Origin of the sequence: Streptomyces sp. NPDC050743, from assembly GCF_044456925.1 — a bacterium.
Lineage (GTDB): Bacteria > Actinomycetota > Actinomycetes > Streptomycetales > Streptomycetaceae > Streptomyces.
Window position 1 is genome coordinate 95,017 of sequence record NZ_JBITGJ010000006.1, and the last position, 15,106, is coordinate 110,122.

17 protein-coding genes are annotated in these 15,106 nt (G+C 71.2%); 9 read left to right on the plus strand and 8 right to left on the minus strand.

Annotated features, from left to right (window positions below; all coding sequences use genetic code 11):
• Nucleotides 1-120: 120 nt before the first annotated feature.
• Nucleotides 121-1,596 carry a sensor histidine kinase gene (locus ACIBJF_RS09455; RefSeq protein ID WP_399173106.1) on the plus strand — a complete coding sequence of 492 codons (1,476 nt, stop codon included), beginning with the start codon at nt 121-123 and terminating at the stop codon, nt 1,594-1,596.
• 218 nt (nt 1,597-1,814) lie between these two features.
• Here the strand turns inward: ACIBJF_RS09455 and ACIBJF_RS09460 are convergent, their stop codons facing one another.
• Together ACIBJF_RS09460 and ACIBJF_RS09465 are read right to left on the minus strand one after the other, a co-directional pair.
• Nucleotides 1,815-2,072, minus strand: a complete 258-nt coding sequence (locus ACIBJF_RS09460) for a WhiB family transcriptional regulator (protein ID WP_003992873.1) — start codon at nt 2,070-2,072, stop codon at nt 1,815-1,817.
• Between the two features lie 332 nt (nt 2,073-2,404).
• Nucleotides 2,405-3,373: a diacylglycerol/lipid kinase family protein gene (locus tag ACIBJF_RS09465; RefSeq protein ID WP_399173107.1), complete on the minus strand. Its 969-nt coding sequence runs from the start codon at nt 3,371-3,373 to the stop codon at nt 2,405-2,407.
• A 149-nt stretch (nt 3,374-3,522) separates the two neighbouring features.
• On the opposite strand from ACIBJF_RS09465, the gene ACIBJF_RS09470 reads away from it, so the two are divergent.
• Entirely contained in the window at nt 3,523-3,978 is a 456-nt protein-coding gene (locus ACIBJF_RS09470) for a hypothetical protein (RefSeq protein WP_399173108.1), read from the plus strand.
• 6 nt (nt 3,979-3,984) lie between these two features.
• Here the strand turns inward: ACIBJF_RS09470 and ACIBJF_RS09475 are convergent, their stop codons facing one another.
• The 3 genes from ACIBJF_RS09475 to ACIBJF_RS09485 all read right to left on the minus strand — a co-directional run bounded on the left by ACIBJF_RS09475 (nt 3,985) and on the right by ACIBJF_RS09485 (nt 6,117).
• Entirely contained in the window at nt 3,985-5,100 is a 1,116-nt protein-coding gene (locus ACIBJF_RS09475; protein WP_399173109.1) for an RNA polymerase sigma factor SigF, read from the minus strand.
• Nucleotides 5,101-5,117: 17 nt separating this feature from the next.
• Nucleotides 5,118-5,534, minus strand: a complete 417-nt coding sequence (locus tag ACIBJF_RS09480; protein WP_009190566.1) for an anti-sigma regulatory factor — start codon at nt 5,532-5,534, stop codon at nt 5,118-5,120.
• A 322-nt stretch (nt 5,535-5,856) separates the two neighbouring features.
• Nucleotides 5,857-6,117: a UBP-type zinc finger domain-containing protein gene (locus tag ACIBJF_RS09485; RefSeq protein ID WP_399173110.1), complete on the minus strand. Its 261-nt coding sequence runs from the start codon at nt 6,115-6,117 to the stop codon at nt 5,857-5,859.
• Nucleotides 6,118-6,178: 61 nt separating this feature from the next.
• On the opposite strand from ACIBJF_RS09485, the gene ACIBJF_RS09490 reads away from it, so the two are divergent.
• A complete protein-coding gene (locus ACIBJF_RS09490) occupies nt 6,179-7,774 on the plus strand; it encodes a Na+/H+ antiporter (RefSeq protein ID WP_399173111.1) in 1,596 nt (531 codons plus the stop codon).
• Nucleotides 7,775-7,776: 2 nt separating this feature from the next.
• On the opposite strand, the gene ACIBJF_RS09495 is transcribed toward ACIBJF_RS09490, so the two are convergent.
• Together ACIBJF_RS09495 and ACIBJF_RS09500 are read right to left on the minus strand one after the other, a co-directional pair.
• Entirely contained in the window at nt 7,777-8,670 is an 894-nt protein-coding gene (locus tag ACIBJF_RS09495) for a 1-aminocyclopropane-1-carboxylate deaminase/D-cysteine desulfhydrase (protein ID WP_399173112.1), read from the minus strand.
• Between the two features lie 82 nt (nt 8,671-8,752).
• On the minus strand, nt 8,753-9,346 hold the full coding sequence (locus ACIBJF_RS09500) for an N-acetylmuramoyl-L-alanine amidase (protein WP_399173113.1): 594 nt from the start codon (nt 9,344-9,346) through the stop codon (nt 8,753-8,755).
• Between the two features lie 284 nt (nt 9,347-9,630).
• On the opposite strand from ACIBJF_RS09500, the gene ACIBJF_RS09505 reads away from it, so the two are divergent.
• Nucleotides 9,631-11,037, plus strand: coding sequence for a family 2B encapsulin nanocompartment shell protein (locus ACIBJF_RS09505; RefSeq protein WP_399173114.1), 1,407 nt, complete (start codon nt 9,631-9,633; stop codon nt 11,035-11,037).
• 112 nt (nt 11,038-11,149) lie between these two features.
• Nucleotides 11,150-12,337, plus strand: a complete 1,188-nt coding sequence (locus ACIBJF_RS09510; RefSeq protein ID WP_399173115.1) for a family 2 encapsulin nanocompartment cargo protein polyprenyl transferase — start codon at nt 11,150-11,152, stop codon at nt 12,335-12,337.
• A 182-nt stretch (nt 12,338-12,519) separates the two neighbouring features.
• Here the strand turns inward: ACIBJF_RS09510 and ACIBJF_RS09515 are convergent, their stop codons facing one another.
• Nucleotides 12,520-13,110 (minus strand): TetR/AcrR family transcriptional regulator, encoded by a 591-nt coding sequence (locus ACIBJF_RS09515; RefSeq protein ID WP_399173238.1) that lies wholly within the window; start codon nt 13,108-13,110, stop codon nt 12,520-12,522.
• A gap of 145 nt (nt 13,111-13,255) precedes the next feature.
• On the opposite strand from ACIBJF_RS09515, the gene ACIBJF_RS09520 reads away from it, so the two are divergent.
• Genes ACIBJF_RS09520 through ACIBJF_RS09535 form a run of 4 tightly spaced genes read left to right on the plus strand, consistent with a single transcriptional unit; the run spans nt 13,256 to nt 14,915 of the window.
• A complete protein-coding gene (locus ACIBJF_RS09520) occupies nt 13,256-13,840 on the plus strand; it encodes a dihydrofolate reductase family protein (RefSeq protein WP_399173116.1) in 585 nt (194 codons plus the stop codon).
• Between the two features lie 26 nt (nt 13,841-13,866).
• Nucleotides 13,867-14,088, plus strand: a complete 222-nt coding sequence (locus tag ACIBJF_RS09525; protein WP_399173117.1) for a hypothetical protein — start codon at nt 13,867-13,869, stop codon at nt 14,086-14,088.
• Nucleotides 14,089-14,119: 31 nt separating this feature from the next.
• On the plus strand, nt 14,120-14,542 hold the full coding sequence (locus tag ACIBJF_RS09530) for a YciI family protein (RefSeq protein WP_399173118.1): 423 nt from the start codon (nt 14,120-14,122) through the stop codon (nt 14,540-14,542).
• Nucleotides 14,543-14,582: 40 nt separating this feature from the next.
• Nucleotides 14,583-14,915 (plus strand): DUF952 domain-containing protein, encoded by a 333-nt coding sequence (locus ACIBJF_RS09535; RefSeq protein WP_399173119.1) that lies wholly within the window; start codon nt 14,583-14,585, stop codon nt 14,913-14,915.
• Nucleotides 14,916-15,106 lie beyond the last annotated feature (191 nt).

A 15,106-nucleotide genomic window follows, 5' to 3' on the forward strand; every position in this document is an offset into this window, starting at 1 on the left:
CCGGGCTGCGGTGCCGGGAGGGTTGAGGGTCCCTTCCAGGCGCCGCGGCCCGCGGGTGTTTCCGGGGTCGGCCGCAGATGTTTTTCAGCCATGTTCAAACGTGCGGGTACGCTCGCAGACGTGCCCTCCATGAACGAACTGGTCCGCCAGCACACCGCCCTCGACGACTCCGACCTCGAGTGGCTCCATCTGCTGGTCTCGGAGTGGCAGCTGCTCTCCGACCTCTCCTTCGCCGACCTGGTTCTGTGGGTCCCCACCCGGGACGGCACCCGGTACGTCTCGGTCGCCCAGATGCGCCCCAACACCGGTCCCACCTCCTACCAGGACGACATGGTCGGCCACCTGGTCCCGCGCGGCCGGCGGCCCATGCTGGACGCGGCGCTGGACGAGGGCCGGATCGTGCGCGAGGGCGACCCGGAGTGGCGCGAAGAGGTCCCCGTACGGGTCGAGTCCATCCCCGTACGGCGCGAGGGCCGCGTCCTCGGCGTGATCGCCCGCAACACCAACCTGCTCACCGTCCGCACCCCGAGCCGCCTGGAGCTGACCTACCTCCAGAGCGCCTCCGACCTCGCGCAGATGATCGCGGCGGGATCGTTCCCCTCCCTCGACCAGCAGGTCGACATGGACGCCTCGCCGCGCGTCGGCGACGGCCTGATCCGGCTGGACGGCGACGGCATCGTCCAGTACGCCTCCCCGAACGCGCTGTCCGCCTACCATCGCCTGGGCCTCGCCGCCGACCTGGTCGGCCAGCACCTCGGGCAGACCACCGCCGAACTCGCCCCCACCCGGGGTCCGGTCGACGAGGCGCTCGCCAAGGCGGCCAGCGGCTGGGCGCCGCGCGAGTTCGAGATTGAGGCCAACGACGGCGTCATCCAGTTCCGGGCGATCCCGCTCAAGCCCAAGGGCACCCGGATCGGTTCGCTGGTGCTGTGCCGGGACGTCACCGAACTGCGCCGCCGCGAGCGCGAGTTGATAACGAAGGACGCGACCATCCGGGAGATCCACCACCGGGTGAAGAACAACCTCCAGACGGTCGCCGCGCTGCTGCGGCTGCAGGCCCGGCGCATCGAGTCCGAGCGCGGCCGGGAGGCCCTGGAGGAGGCCGTCCGCCGGGTCGGCTCCATCGCGATCGTGCATGAGACGCTGTCTCAGAACCTGGATGAACGCGTGGAGTTCGACGACATCGCCGACCGGGTGCTGGCGATGGTCGCCGAGATCTCGCCGGGCAAGGTGACCGGCCGGCGCAGCGGGCGGTTCGGGATCCTCGACGCCGAGGTGGCCACCCCGCTGTCGATGGTGCTCACCGAGGTCCTGCAGAACGCCCTGGAGCACGGCTTCCGCGAGGGCGACACGGGCACGGTCGAGGTCTCCGCGGTCCGCGGCGGTACGACCAAGGAGGCCCGCCTCCTCGTCACCGTCCAGGACGACGGCGTCGGCCTGCCCGAGAACTTCGACCCGCACCGCTCGGGCAACCTCGGCCTGCAGATCGTAAGGACGCTGGTGGAGGGCGAGTTGGGCGGCACGTTCGACATGGTGCCGGCGCCGGGCCGGGGGACCAGGGTGATCCTCGACATTCCGGTGCGGGCGCAGAAGTAGCCCAACCGGCTTACGGCGAAGGGGGCTTTGCCGGTGGACGCGGCTAGGCGCGGACAGCAAAAAGCCCCGGACCGCCATGGGTCCGAGGCTCGTGCTCGTTGCTGCTCTGCTATATCGCTAGCGGCATCGGGGGATACTGCGCGCTGCGGCTCGGGGGCGGGAGATGCGTGCGTGCTGCACGCGCCGCCAAGCTCAGGCTGTCAGCAGGGGTGGGTATGTCAGGCGGAGGCCTGACGAGCCCGGTTGCGGGCGGCGCGGCGCTTCATGGCGCGGCGCTCGTCCTCGCTGAGACCACCCCAGACGCCGGAGTCCTGACCGGACTCGAGCGCCCACTGCAGACACTGCTCGATCACCGGGCAGCGACGGCAGACGGCCTTGGCTTCCTCGATCTGCAGCAGCGCAGGACCGGTGTTGCCGATGGGGAAGAAGAGCTCGGGGTCTTCCTCGCGGCAAACGGCGTTGTGACGCCAGTCCATGGCTGCTACCTCTCCTAGGTTCTCTGAACGTATTACGTGCAGGTTGCTTGTGAATGTGAACGCTTTCACGAATCCCTCAACAAGTGAAGGGCCGACCGCCGAGTCTTCCCCGGCGTGGTCCTTGGTTTTGAAGAGGGGTTCCGGTGATCAGTGGAGGCCGGTCTCGCGGGCCGTCCCGATCGCCAGGTAGAGACTCGCAAACCTCGGCGACGGATACAACCCCTTCCAGAAAGTTTTTTTTGATTCCTCGGTGTCGACTAGGTCACAGCCGTACTTCCATGGGGTGGATCCTGGCCTAAACGTTCGAGTGAAAGGACTTTTGCCTGTTCCGCTCACACAATCACACGCAGTGCACGGCGTACGCCTGTGAACGTCACGCTCGTACGCAGTCCCAGGTGGTCACCGTCCATCTGCAGGGGCAGAGGAACCTTCGAATGCAAGGTGAACTGGTCCAGATCGTGCAGCGAGACGACATGTCGACCATGGGGTCCGCGCTCGGGGGACGAAGTGAGCAACTGGGTGCCATACCGGGCAACCGCGGCGGTCGACAGACGGCTGAGACCGAGCACGTCGATGCCGGTATCGAACGAGGCCTTAGGCGACGTGTACATGGGGCGATTGCCGAGATACGTCCAAGGGGACGTGTTCGAGACTATGGCGACCACAAGATCGGCGATCGGATCCTCACCCGTTTGCTCCAGCGTGATCGAGCCGTGCCGGCGGTTGGGCTCACCGAGGAACTGCCGGAGCACCTGACGTACGTACAACGCGTGCGTCGACTTCTTCCCGCGCTCGCGCTGCTGCTCCACCCGGCCGACGACACCCGCGTCGAACCCCAGTCCCGCGTTGAAGGTGAACCAGCGGTCCGGGACCGCCTCGTCCCCGGTGCCGGGCGTACCCGAGGTCAGCCCGAGGCCGACGACCCGCTCCCGGCCCTCCCGCAGCGCGTCCAGCAGGGCGCCGGTGGCCTCGACCGGGTCGTTGGGCAGGCCCAGGGCGCGGGCGAAGACATTGGTGGAGCCGCCGGGTACGACGGCGAGACCGGGCAGACGCTCGAGGTCGGGACCGGAGTGCAGCAGGCCGTTGACGACCTCGTTGACCGTGCCGTCACCGCCGAGGGCCACGACCAGGTCGATGTCGTCGCTGTCCGCCGCCTGCCGGCCGAGGTCGCGCGCGTGCCCGCGGTACTCGGTGGTGACCGCCTCCAGCTTCATCTCGCTCGCCAGCGCGTGGATCAGCACGTCACGCCTGCGTGCGCTTGTGGTGGTTGCCGCCGGGTTGACCACGAGAAGTGCACGCATGGACTGCAGCGTACCTACTGGGGGGTACCGGGCCCATACCGAGGTAGGGATCGGGTAAGAGGTGGTGGCGTGACACTGGACACTTGGCGAGCCGCGGCTCCCCGCGCCCCGTTCGGGGCGCCCGACACCGGCCCCGCTACCCTGCTGGGGTGAGCAGTGAGCAGAACCCCGCCCCCAACGCCGCCGACACCGCCGAAGCCGGCGCGGCGGGTCGTCCCCGCCGGCTGACCTACGCCGCCGTGCTGGCCGCCCTCGAAGGTGTCGCGCTGGCGGTCGGCGGGCTGTGGGTGCTCGTGCTCGGGCTCACCGGAGACCCGGACGACCGGCAGCAGGCCGTGACCCTGGGCGTCACGCTGGTCGTGCTCGCGCTGCTGCCGCTGCTCGCCGCGCGCGGGCTGCTGCTGCGGCGCGGCTGGAGCCGCGGCCCCGCGGTGATCACCCAGATCATGGCGCTGCCGATCGCCTACAACCTGCTCAAGGCCGACAGCATGGCCATCCCGGCCGGCATCGCCCTCGCCGTGGTCGCCGTGGCGGCGCTGGTCCTCCTCGTCAACGGGGAGACGACCCGGGCCCTCGGGATCAAGGGACCGGGTCGCGCGGAGTAAGCGCCCTCACTCCTCGACGAGCAGCTTCTCCCGCAGCTGGGCCAGGGTGCGGGCCAGCAGCCGGGAGACGTGCATCTGGGAGATGCCGACCTCCTGCGCGATCTGCGACTGGGTCATGTTCCCGAAGAAGCGCAGCAGCAGGATCCGCTTCTCCCGCGGCGGCAGATCCTCCAGCAGCGGCTTGAGGGACTCCCGGTACTCCACGCCCTCCAGCGCCTCGTCCTCCGCGCCGAGGGTGTCGGCCACCGCCGGGGACTCGTCGTCGGTGTCGGGGACGTCCAGGGACAGCGTGGAGTACGCGTTCGCGGACTCCAGGCCCTCCAGGACCTCCTCCTCGGAGATCGCGAGCTTCTCGGCCAGCTCGTGGACCGTGGGGGAGCGGCCGTGCAGCTGGGACAGCTCGGCCGTCGCCGTGGTCAGCGCGAGCCGCAGCTCCTGCAGCCGGCGCGGCACGCGGACCGCCCAGCCCTTGTCGCGGAAGTGCCGCTTGATCTCGCCGACCACCGTCGGGGTGGCGTACGTGGAGAACTCCACGCCGCGCTCCGGGTCGAACCGGTCGACGGACTTGATCAGGCCGATCGTGGCCACCTGGGTGAGGTCGTCGAGCGGCTCGCCGCGGTTGCGGAACCGGCGCGCCAGGTGCTCCACGAGCGGCAGATGCATACGGACCAGCTGATTGCGCAGCTCCGCGTACTCCGCGCTGCCCGCGTTCAGCTTGCGCAGCTCCACGAACATCGCCCGCGCCCCGCTGCGGTCCGCCGGGTCGTGCTGTACCGCCTGCACGGCCTCCGCGCTCAGCGCCCCGTCGTCGGCGTACCGCTCGTGCTCGCTCATCGTCCCGCCCGTAGCCCTTCCCCGAGCAGCCCTGGCCCCCGTGCGGCCGGTGGGCCCGGCGCCGCCGGGCCCGTCCGGCGGTACGTCCTGCACGGCACCGTCACCGGCGATCCGCGCGGAGTCGTCCTCCGGGTGTGGCCTGGCCTGCTCGGGGATGCCGTCGATGCCGTCCGCCATGCGCCGGGAGCCGTCCCCGGGAGACTCCCCGGAGACCTCGCCCGTGCTGGGCCAGGGGGCACCCCCGTCCCCCGCCGGCAGCTCGCGTGTGCCGCGCTCTTCGTCCCGCACCGGACCGTCCCCGTTCCTCACGCCGGGCCAGGGCCCGCGCCGCGCTGTTTGTAGAGGCTGATCGACACGGTCTTGTCCTCGTCGACGGCGGACGAGACCTTGCCCGCGAGGGCCGAGAGCACGGTCCAGGCGAAGGTGTCCCGCGAGGGGGCGTGACCGTCCGTGGTCGGCGCCGAGACCGTGACCTCCAGCGAGTCGTCGACGAGCCGGAAGACACAGCTGAGCACGGAGCCGGGCACGGCCTGCTGGAGCAGGATCGCGCAGGCCTCGTCCACGGCGATGCGCAGGTCCTCGATCTCGTCCAGGGTGAAGTCCAAGCGGGCCGCCAGACCGGCCGTGGCCGTCCGCAGCACCGACAGGTAGGCACCCGCGGCCGGCAGCCGGACTTCCACGAAGTCCTGGTTCGCCGCGGGCTCGCCTGCGATCTGGGACACCCTCACCTCCATGGTGGTACAAGCTTTACGGGGCCGAGGGGGTCGCCCCCCGGGGTAACGCGTACGTGGTTCCGCGGTGACGCTATCGCGGTCCGAACGGTCCTGTCCCGGGACCCAACCCCCCTGACGTCACTCACAGTAAAGCTGTGCATACGCTCCGTGTCTAGGGGGTTTGCGGACCCAAATGGGAACACCATGCGCCGGGTTGACGTACCCAGACGTCTGACGCTCGAACCGTCGTGCGGCCGCCGCCGCATGCAGTGTCACACGAGAACAGGGTCGAGCGGGAATGCGATCACCCGAGAACCCGCTCGTAAGAGGGTCAGACGAGCACGTGGTCCACGAAGCACCACCGCCAGTCCTCGCCGGGCTCGAACGTCCGCATCATCGGGTGACCGGTCGTCTCGTGGTGCTGCGTCGCGTGCCGTCCGGGCGAGGAGTCGCAGCAGCCGACGTGGCCGCAGGTGAGGCACAGCCGCAGCTGCACGGGGTGCGTGCCGTCGCGCAGGCACTCCGGGCAGGTCGGGGCGAGCGGATCCGGCTCCGGGTGCGGCAGCGCGTCGGAGTGCGTGCACTGTTTCATGATTGCCAGATTACGACGGGCGTGCGGGTGGCCGCGCGGAAAACGAGGGTGGGCGAGGGGCATGGACGTGATGCCGCTGCTGTTGCTGGTGGCGGGCAGTGCGGCGATCGCGGGGGCCGCCCGGCGCACTCCGGTGCCGGCACCGCTGCTGCTGGTCGCCGTGGGCCTCGCGGTCTCGTACGTCCCCGGGATCCCGCCCTACACCCTGGACCCGCAGGTCGTCCTGCCGCTGGTGCTGCCGCCGCTGCTGTACAAGGAGGGCACGGAGAGCTCGTATCTGGACCTGCGCGCCCAGATGCGGCCCGTGGGGCTGCTGTCGATCGGGTACGTGCTCTTCGCGACCTTCGCCGTCGGCTGGGTCGCCTATCTCGTCGTACCGGGGCTGCCGCTGCCCGCCGCGCTGGTGCTGGGCGCGGTGGTGGCGCCGACGGACGCGGTCGCGGCCGCGGCGATCGCGCGCCGGGTCGGCCTGCCCTCCCGGCTCACCACCATCCTCCAGGGCGAGTCCCTGCTCAACGACGCCACCGCGATCACCGCCTACAAGGTCGCCCTCGGCGCGGCCGTCGGCGCGGGCGCCACCTGGGCGGGCGGCTTCGGCGAGTTCCTGCGCGCCGCCATCGGGGGCGTCGTGGTGGGCCTGGTGCTCATGGTCCCGATCCACTGGCTGCGCACCCACCTGAAGGAGGCCCTGCTCCAGAACACCCTCTCCCTGCTGATCCCGTTCGTCGCCTACGGCGTCGCCGAGCAGTTCCACGGCTCCGGGGTCCTCGCGGTCGTCGTGGTCGCGGTCTACCTCGGGCACCACGCGTGGGAGGTCGACTTCGCCACCCGGCTCCAGGAGGACGCGGTGTGGCGGATGGTCGCCTTCGTGCTGGAGTCGGCGGTGTTCGCCCTGATCGGGCTCCAACTGCCCACCATCCTCAAGGGACTGGGCGCGTACCAGGGCCGTGACGCGGCCTGGTACGCCATCGCGGTCTTCCTCGCGGTCGTCGTGGCCCGGTTCGTCTGGGTGTATCCGGCGGCCTTCCTGCCCAGGCTGCTCTTCCGCCACATCCGGGAACGCGAGGACAACCCCACCTGGCGGGCGCCGGCCGTGGCGTCGTGGGCCGCCATGCGCGGTGTGGTGTCCCTGGCCATCGCCTTCTCGATCCCGCTCACGGTGCACGGCGGCACCCCCTTCCCGCAGCGGAACCTGATCCTCTTCCTGACCTTCACCACGGTCATCGGCACCCTCGTGGTGCAGGGCCTGACGCTCGCGCCGCTGATCCGCCTGATGAAGTTCCCCGGCCGCGACGCGCAGGCCGAGACCCTCGCCGAGGCCAACGCCCAGGCGCAGGCCTCCCGGGCCGCCGAGAGGCGCCTCGACGACCTCCTCGCCGACGAACGCAACGAACTGCCCCCGCCGCTCGCCGACCGACTGCGCACGGTCCTGGAGCGCCGCCGCAACGCCGTCTGGGAGCGCCTCGGCCAGACCAACCCCATCACCGGCGAGTCCGTCGACGACACCTACCGCCGCCTCTCGCGCGAGATGATCGGCGCCGAACGCGAGGTCTTCGTCAAGCTCCGCGACCACCGCTACATCGACGACGAGATGCTGCGCGCGCTGCTCAGACGCCTGGACCTGGAGGAGGCGGCGGCCTACCGGGAGACGGAGTAGCGCTACGGGAACGGCCGCCCGGTGATGACGGCGGCGACCGTCGTCCCGCCCGCGAAGGCGCCCTCCTGCGCGAGGGCGACCAGTCCGTAGAGCAACTTGGCGACATAGAGACGTTCGACGGGCAGCCCGTGGCGGTCCTCGAAGTCCTCGGCGAACGCGTGCAGTGCGGGTGTCGTGCGGGCGTAACCGCCGAAGTGGAAACGCTCGTCGAGGGACCAGGAGCCGGTACGGCCGCCGAAGGCACGTTCCTGCAGTGCCTGTACGTCGTCTGCCAGGAAGCCGCCCCTGAGGACCGGCACGCCGAGCGCCCGCTGCCCCGGGGCCAGACCCGCGGCCAGTCCGGCGAGCGTGCCACCGGTGCCGCAGGCGACGCCGACGACATCGGCGAACCCGCGCAACTCCGCCCCCAGCGCCCGGCAGCCGTGGACGGCCGCGCTGTTGCTGCCGCCTTCGGGCACGACGTACGCCTCCTCGGCCCCGGCCGCGCGCAGGACCGCGGCCAGGGTCTCGGGGTCGGTCTTGCGACGATATGTCGCTCTGTCGACGAAGTGCAGCCGCATGCCGTCCGCCGCGCACCGGGCGAGCGAGGGGTTGAGCGGACGGTCGGCCAGCTCCTGGCCGCGGACCACGCCGGTGGTCGCCAGCCCGAGGATCCGGCCCGCGGCGGCGGTGGCCCGCAGGTGGTTGGAGTAGGCCCCGCCGAAGGTGACCAGCGGCCGCCCCGCCGCCGCCTCGACGTTCGGCACGAGCTTGCGCCACTTGTTGCCGACGAGGTCGGGGTGGATCAGATCGTCCCGCTTGAGGACGAGCCGGAGCCCGCGCCGCCCGAACCGGTCGTCCCTGACCTCTTGGAGAGGTGAGGGGAGGCGAGGGGCGAGGGCGGTCCGGCTGGTCACCGCTCCATTGTCGCCCGGCACCGGGGCCGGCCCGGGTGGGGACGCCTACCGGCGCAGGCGACGGCACGGAAGCCCTACGGCGCTACCCCTTCAGCCGCTCTGCCACGCGATCCCGCAGCCAATCCATGCCGAACCCCCTCGGATCCACCTTCCCCGGCTGCCACTCCAGGTGGCCGATGACCGACCTCTCGGTCCACCCGTGCCGGCGGCACACCGCGGCGGCGACCCGCTCGATCGCGTCCAGCTGGGCCTCGGGCCACGGATCCTCCCCGTCGCCCAGGTTCTCGCACTCGAAACCGTAGAAGTGCCGGTTGCCGTCGGTGTCGGCCTCGTTGTCCGGCGGCAGCGCCTTCTCGGCGATGACGGCCCGCAGCACGTCGTCGTCGCCGAGGCCGGCGTGGTTGGCGCGGCCGTAGCCGACCAGGTGGACCGTGCCGTCCTTGGTGATCACGCCGTGGCACAGCGGGCCCGGCAGCCCCGGATGGCCGTCCCGGCAGATCCGCACGGTGTGTGCGCTGCCCCGGGTCACCGTGTGGTGGATCATCACGCCGTGGACGGGCCCCCACGGGCCCTTGTGGTTGCGGTTGTGGTTGCGCCAGTCGCCGACCTCGACGACCGCGGCGCCCTCCGCTCGCAGTGCGTCCAGAAACCCGCTCGCGGACATGGGTGGGGCCATGCCGCCTCCTTCGTGCCGTGCCGGTCCGTGTACCGACACCTCTACCGAAACCGGACGCCCCGCAGCACGTCGTTCGCACGCTGTGCGAGCCGATCCGGCCAGGTGGCGCGGGTCTCCCGCGTCCTGGGGGCTGGAGTGGAGTCCCTCTTCGTGCCCGGTAATCCGATGATCCATTCCCGCTCTTTCGGGTAATGGCACGGACACGCTCCGTGATGGAAGGCTTGGATACCGAGACCGGTGCCCCCTGCGACTCGGTGCCGGGCATACCTGGGAGGCAATTCTCTATGTCGGTAGGCGAAGAGGTCCGCACGGATCAGGGCAAGCCGCAGCAGTCCCTCGGGACGGCGGCCGCGCGGAACCTGGCCACCACGACCAAGTCCGTTCCGCAGATGCAGGAGATCAGCTCCCGCTGGCTGCTGCGCACACTCCCGTGGGCCGACGTACAGGGCGGCACGTACCGCGTCAACCGGCGGCTGACGTACTCCGTCAGCGACGGCCGCATCACCTTCGTCAAGACCGGGGACCAGATCGAGGTCATCCCGGCCGAGCTCGGCGAACTGCCGGCCCTGCGCTCGTACGAGGACGAGGAGGTGCTGACGGAGCTCGCCCGGCGCTGCCGCCAGCGCGACTTCGCGCCCGGCGAGGTGATCGCCGACTTCGGCAACCAGACGGGCGAGGTGTACCTGCTGGCGCACGGCAGGGTCGAGAAGATCGGCACCGGCCCCTATGGCGACGCCGCGGTCCTCGGAGTCCTCGCCGACGGCGCCTACTTCGGCGAGCAGGCGCTGCTGGACCCGGACGCCATCTGGGAGTACACCGTCCGCGCCGACACCGCGACCACCGTGCTGATCCTCAGCCGTCAGGACTTCCAGCAGGTCGCCGAGCGCTCGGACACCCTGCGCGACCACCTCGAACAGCTGCGCTCGGTGCCGGAGCAGCGGACCAACAAGTACGGCGAGAAGGAGGTCGAGCTGGCGGCCGGCCACTCCGGCGAGCCCGACATCCCGCACACCTTCGTGGACTACGAGGCGCGGCCCCGCGAGTACGAGCTGAGCATCGCCCAGACCGTGCTGCGCATCCACACGCGCGTGGCCGACCTCTACAACCAGCCGATGAACCAGACCGAGCAGCAGCTCAGGCTCACGGTCGAGGCGCTCAAAGAGCGCCAGGAGCACGAGCTGATCAACAACCGCGACTTCGGCCTGCTCCACAACTGCGAGTACGACCAGCGGATCCAGCCGCACGACGGCGTGCCCAGCCCGGACGACATGGACGAGCTGCTCAGCCGCCGGCGCAGCACCAAGCTGTTCCTGGCCCACCCGCGCGCGATCGCCGCGTTCGGACGCGAGCTGAACAAGCGCGGACTGGTACCGGAGACCGTCGAGATCGGCGGCAACCGCATCCCGACCTGGCGCGGAGTGCCCATCTATCCCTGCAACAAGATCCCGGTCACCCCGGAGCGCACGACCTCGATCATCGCGATGCGTACCGGTGAGCAGGACCAGGGTGTCATCGGCCTGAGGCAGTCGGGCATCCCGGACGAGATCGAGCCGAGCATGTCCGTGCGGTTCATGGGCATCAACGAACAGGCGGTCATCAAGTACCTGGTGACGGCCTACTACTCGGCCGCCGTGCTGGTGCCCGACGCGCTCGGCGTGCTGGAGAACGTCGAGATCGGCCGGTGGAGGTGACGTTTCCGCACTTCGCGGCCGTGTCCCCGCCCGCCGGGAGGGGTAGACCCTCGGAATATGCGTCCGGCCGGGCCGGCGTTGCCGGTGTCCGCGGACCTGGCGAGGGGGAGACATGGCCGAGTTCATGACGGAGACCGAACAGCGTTCCCCCGCCGTGCCGCAGCCCGGCACGGCGGGGGAACGGCGGGGGAGGAGCGGCGACAGCGGTGCCGATCCCGTCGAGGGAGATCCGGGACGGCATCCGGAACGGCAGGCCGAGGGGCATGCCGAAGGGCAGGAGGCGCCGGCGCTCCTGGAGCGCACCCGGGCCGTCGTCGACCCGGAGCTGCGGGCGGCCCTGGAGTCGCTGCCGGCCCCCATGCGCCGTATCGCGCTCTACCACTTCGGCTGGCGGCACGCGGACGGCAGCCCGGCAACGGGCAACGCGGGCAAGGCGATACGGCCCGCGCTCGTCCTGGCGGCGGCCGCTGCTCTCGGCGGCCCGCAAGCCCGTGCGGCGGCGGTCCGGGCGGCGGTGGCGGTCGAACTGGTCCACAACTTCACGCTGTTGCACGACGACGTGATGGACCGGGACACCTCCCGCCGACACCGGCCCACCGCCTGGACCGTGTTCGGCGACGCCGACGCGATCCTCGCCGGTGACGCCCTGCAGGCGCTGGCCCTGCGGCTGCTCGCCGAGGACCCGCACCCGGCCTCCGGCCCGGCCGCGGCCCGGCTCGCGGACTGTGTCATGGAGCTGTGCGCCGGCCAGCACACCGACACGGACATGGAGCACCGCGCCCCGGACGAGGTCACCCTCGACGAGGTGCTCGCCATGGCCGAGGCGAAGACCGGCGCACTGCTGGGCTGCGCCTGCGCCCTCGGCGCGCTGTACGCGGGCGCGGGCCCGGAAGAAGTGGCGGCGCTGGACGGCTTCGGCCGTCAGGCCGGGCTCGCCTTCCAGCTGATCGACGACGTCATCGGCATATGGGGTGACCCCCTGCGCACCGGTAAGCCGGCCGGTGCCGATCTCGCCGCCCGCAAGAAGTCGCTGCCCGTGGTGGCGGCCCTCTCCTCCGGCACCGAGGCCGCGGCCGAACTCACCGAGCTGTACGGCAAGCCGCATGTCCCCGGTGACGCCGAGGGCATCGCGCGTACGGCACGGGCCGTGGAGCGGGCCGGCGGCCGGGACTGGGCGCAGGCCGAGGCGGCCGACCGGATGGCCCGTGCCGTGCAGGAGCTGTCCCGCGCGGTCCCCGCCCCCGAGGCGGCGGGCGGTCTGCTGGCGCTCGCCGAGTTCGTGACCCGGCGCAGCAGCTGAGCGCCGCCGGCACCGGGAGCCGGGAAGACCCCGGAGCCCCGGGCCCGCGCGGCTCCTGACCCCGTGCGGCCACCGGGGCTCCGGCCACGCGGGTCCCGCGCATCCCCACGGTCGCGGGACCCGCTGCTTCTCCGAGCCGGCGCGGGGGCATGCCGAGCCGTCCGGCGATCGTCCCCGCCGGCCTACTCGGCGGGGACGATCGCCGTCACGATCCTCTCGACCAGCCCCTCCGGCACGCTCACTCCCTCCAGAGCCCCGTCCAGGACGCCGGGCAGTGTCAGGTGCTCCAGGATGAGGCCGAGCATCGCGAGGTAGAGGACGGTGACGGTCTCGTCGCCGCCGGGCAGACCGCTCTGGCGGTGGAAGGCCATGCCCTGTTCCAGGTCCCCGCGCACCGACCGGGTGAAGGAGGCACGCAGCTCGGGCCGCCGGGTGGCCTCCAGACGCATCTCCAGCAGGGCCAGATAGCCGGTGCGGTCGCGGGTGGCGCGGTCCATGAGGTCCCGCATGAAGGCCACGACCAGGGAGCGGTCGCGGGCCCCGCGCAGCAGCGTCTGCACCACCTGCGGATCGGGCGCGAGCCGGAGATGCAGCCGGGCGTCGATCTGGCGGAGCAGGTCGTCGCGGTTGGCGAAGTAGTTGGAGGCGGTGCCCGTGGGCACGCCCGCCTCGCCGTCCACCGCGCGGAACGTCAGCCCGCGTGCGCCCTCCCGTGCCAGCACCGCGATCCCGGCGTCCACCAGCGCCGCCCGCCGTTCCGGATTGCCCGCCATGCGGAATCCTCTCTCCCACTTGTTCTCGGTCTTCGACTGCATCCCTGAAAGACCTTGCCACCACTACAACCGGAGTACTACAAATGAAGCACTACAGCCGGAGTGGTTATTGGGCCGCTCCGCAGCCTACGAAAAGAGACCAAGCTTGCGAAAGCTCACGTACTTCGTCGCCTGCTCGCTCGACGGCTTCATCGGCGACGAGCACGGCGACGGCTCCGCGATGTACCGCTTCCTGGACGAGGAGTACCTCGCGTTCCTCGGGACGGAGTTCCCGGAGACCCTCCCCACCCACGTCCGCAAGCCGATGGGCCTGGACGACCTGGAGAACAAGCGGTTCGACACCGTCATCCAGGGCCGGGCCAGCTACGAGCTGGCGCTGAAGGAGGGCATCACCAGCCCCTACGCCCATCTGCGCGAGTACGTCGCCTCACGCACCCTGGGCAGCTCCCCCGACCCGAACGTCGAGGTCATCGCCGACGACCTGGTCGGCCGGGTGCGCGAACTGAAGGCCGAGGAAGGCGGGTTGGACATCTACCTGTGCGGTGGTTCGCTGGTCGCGGGCGCGCTGCTCGAGGAGATCGACGAACTGCTCATCAAGACCTACCCCATCGTCTACGGCGCCGGCATGCCGATGTTCGGCACCGGTCTCGACATCAAGGAGTTCACCCTGCACTCGGTGCGCACCTTCGGCAACGGCGCGCTGGTGCGGACATACCGCAGGAAGCGCTGAACCCCCGCCCGCCCTACCCTGAGGACATGGACAGCGAGGACCACGTCTGTCCCGTCTGCGGGCAGCCCGTCGACACGGTCGTCGGACGGCGCAAGACGCTGGGCGCCTGGGTACCGGTGTGGGGCCCCGGCCCCTGCCGCAACCCCGACTGCGCGGCCTACGGCCAGCCCGTCGAGACCGAGACCGCGGCCGCGGACGACGGGACCGAGCAACCGCGCCCCGGTGAATCCGAGGCCGAGAAGACCTGAGCCGGGTGGTCGTGAGCCGAAGGAGCGGACCATGAAGTACCTGGTGATGGTGCAGGGGACGCAGGCGGACTACGACGCGATGGCCGGCCGGCCCACCCGGCACGCCCCGGCCTGGACCGAGGTGCGGCTCAAGGCCATGTATCTGTGCATGAGCGCGATCAACGACGACCTCGCCGAGTCCGGCGAACTCCTCGACGCCCAGGGCCTGGCCGAGCCCGCCCGGACCCGGCTGGTCGCGCGCGGCGCGGACGGCGAGACCGTGATCACCGACGACCCGTACGGCGAGACCGAGGCGGTGATGGCCGGTTACTGGGTGGTGGACTGCGCGAGCCTGGACCGGGTCACCGAGATCGCCGAACGCGTCACCCGCTGTCCCGGCCCCGAGGGACTGATCGACTACCCCGTGGTGATCCGCACTGTCATGGACGGTGCGGACGACGCCGGTGCCGGATGAGGAGCCGCGCGCGGCCCGGCCGGCGCCGTAGCGTGGCCGCATGCCGAAACTTCCGTACATCGTCCACATCACCGAGCGCTCCCTGTGGGAGGCGGCGCGCGAGTGCGGCACCTACGAGGTGTCGACCCGTGGCCGCACCCTCCAGGAGGAGGGCTTCATCCACTTCTCCACCCGCGAACAGCTCCCGCGCATCGCCGAGTTCCTCTACGGCGACTACGACGGCCCGGACGAGCTGGTCGTGCTGGTCGTGGACCCGGCCCTGGTCGGCGCGCCGGTGAAGTACGAGGCCGTGGAGCCGGGCGGGGAGGAGTTCCCGCATGTGTACGGGCCGGTGCCGGCCGAGGCGGTGGTGGACGTGGAGCCCTGGGGGTGACCGAGCAGGGGGAGCGCCTCGTCGCCGGTGGTGGCGGTGGGTGGTGACGGTCTGGGCGGTCGCCGTGGCCGTGGGGGGAGGACGCCCGGCCCCGTGGGCCGTACGTCTGGGACGACGGGCACGGGACCGGTCCGTAGCCGGATGCCCGGCGCCTGCGGCGGCGGGGCGACGACCGCTCCTGTCCGCCGAGT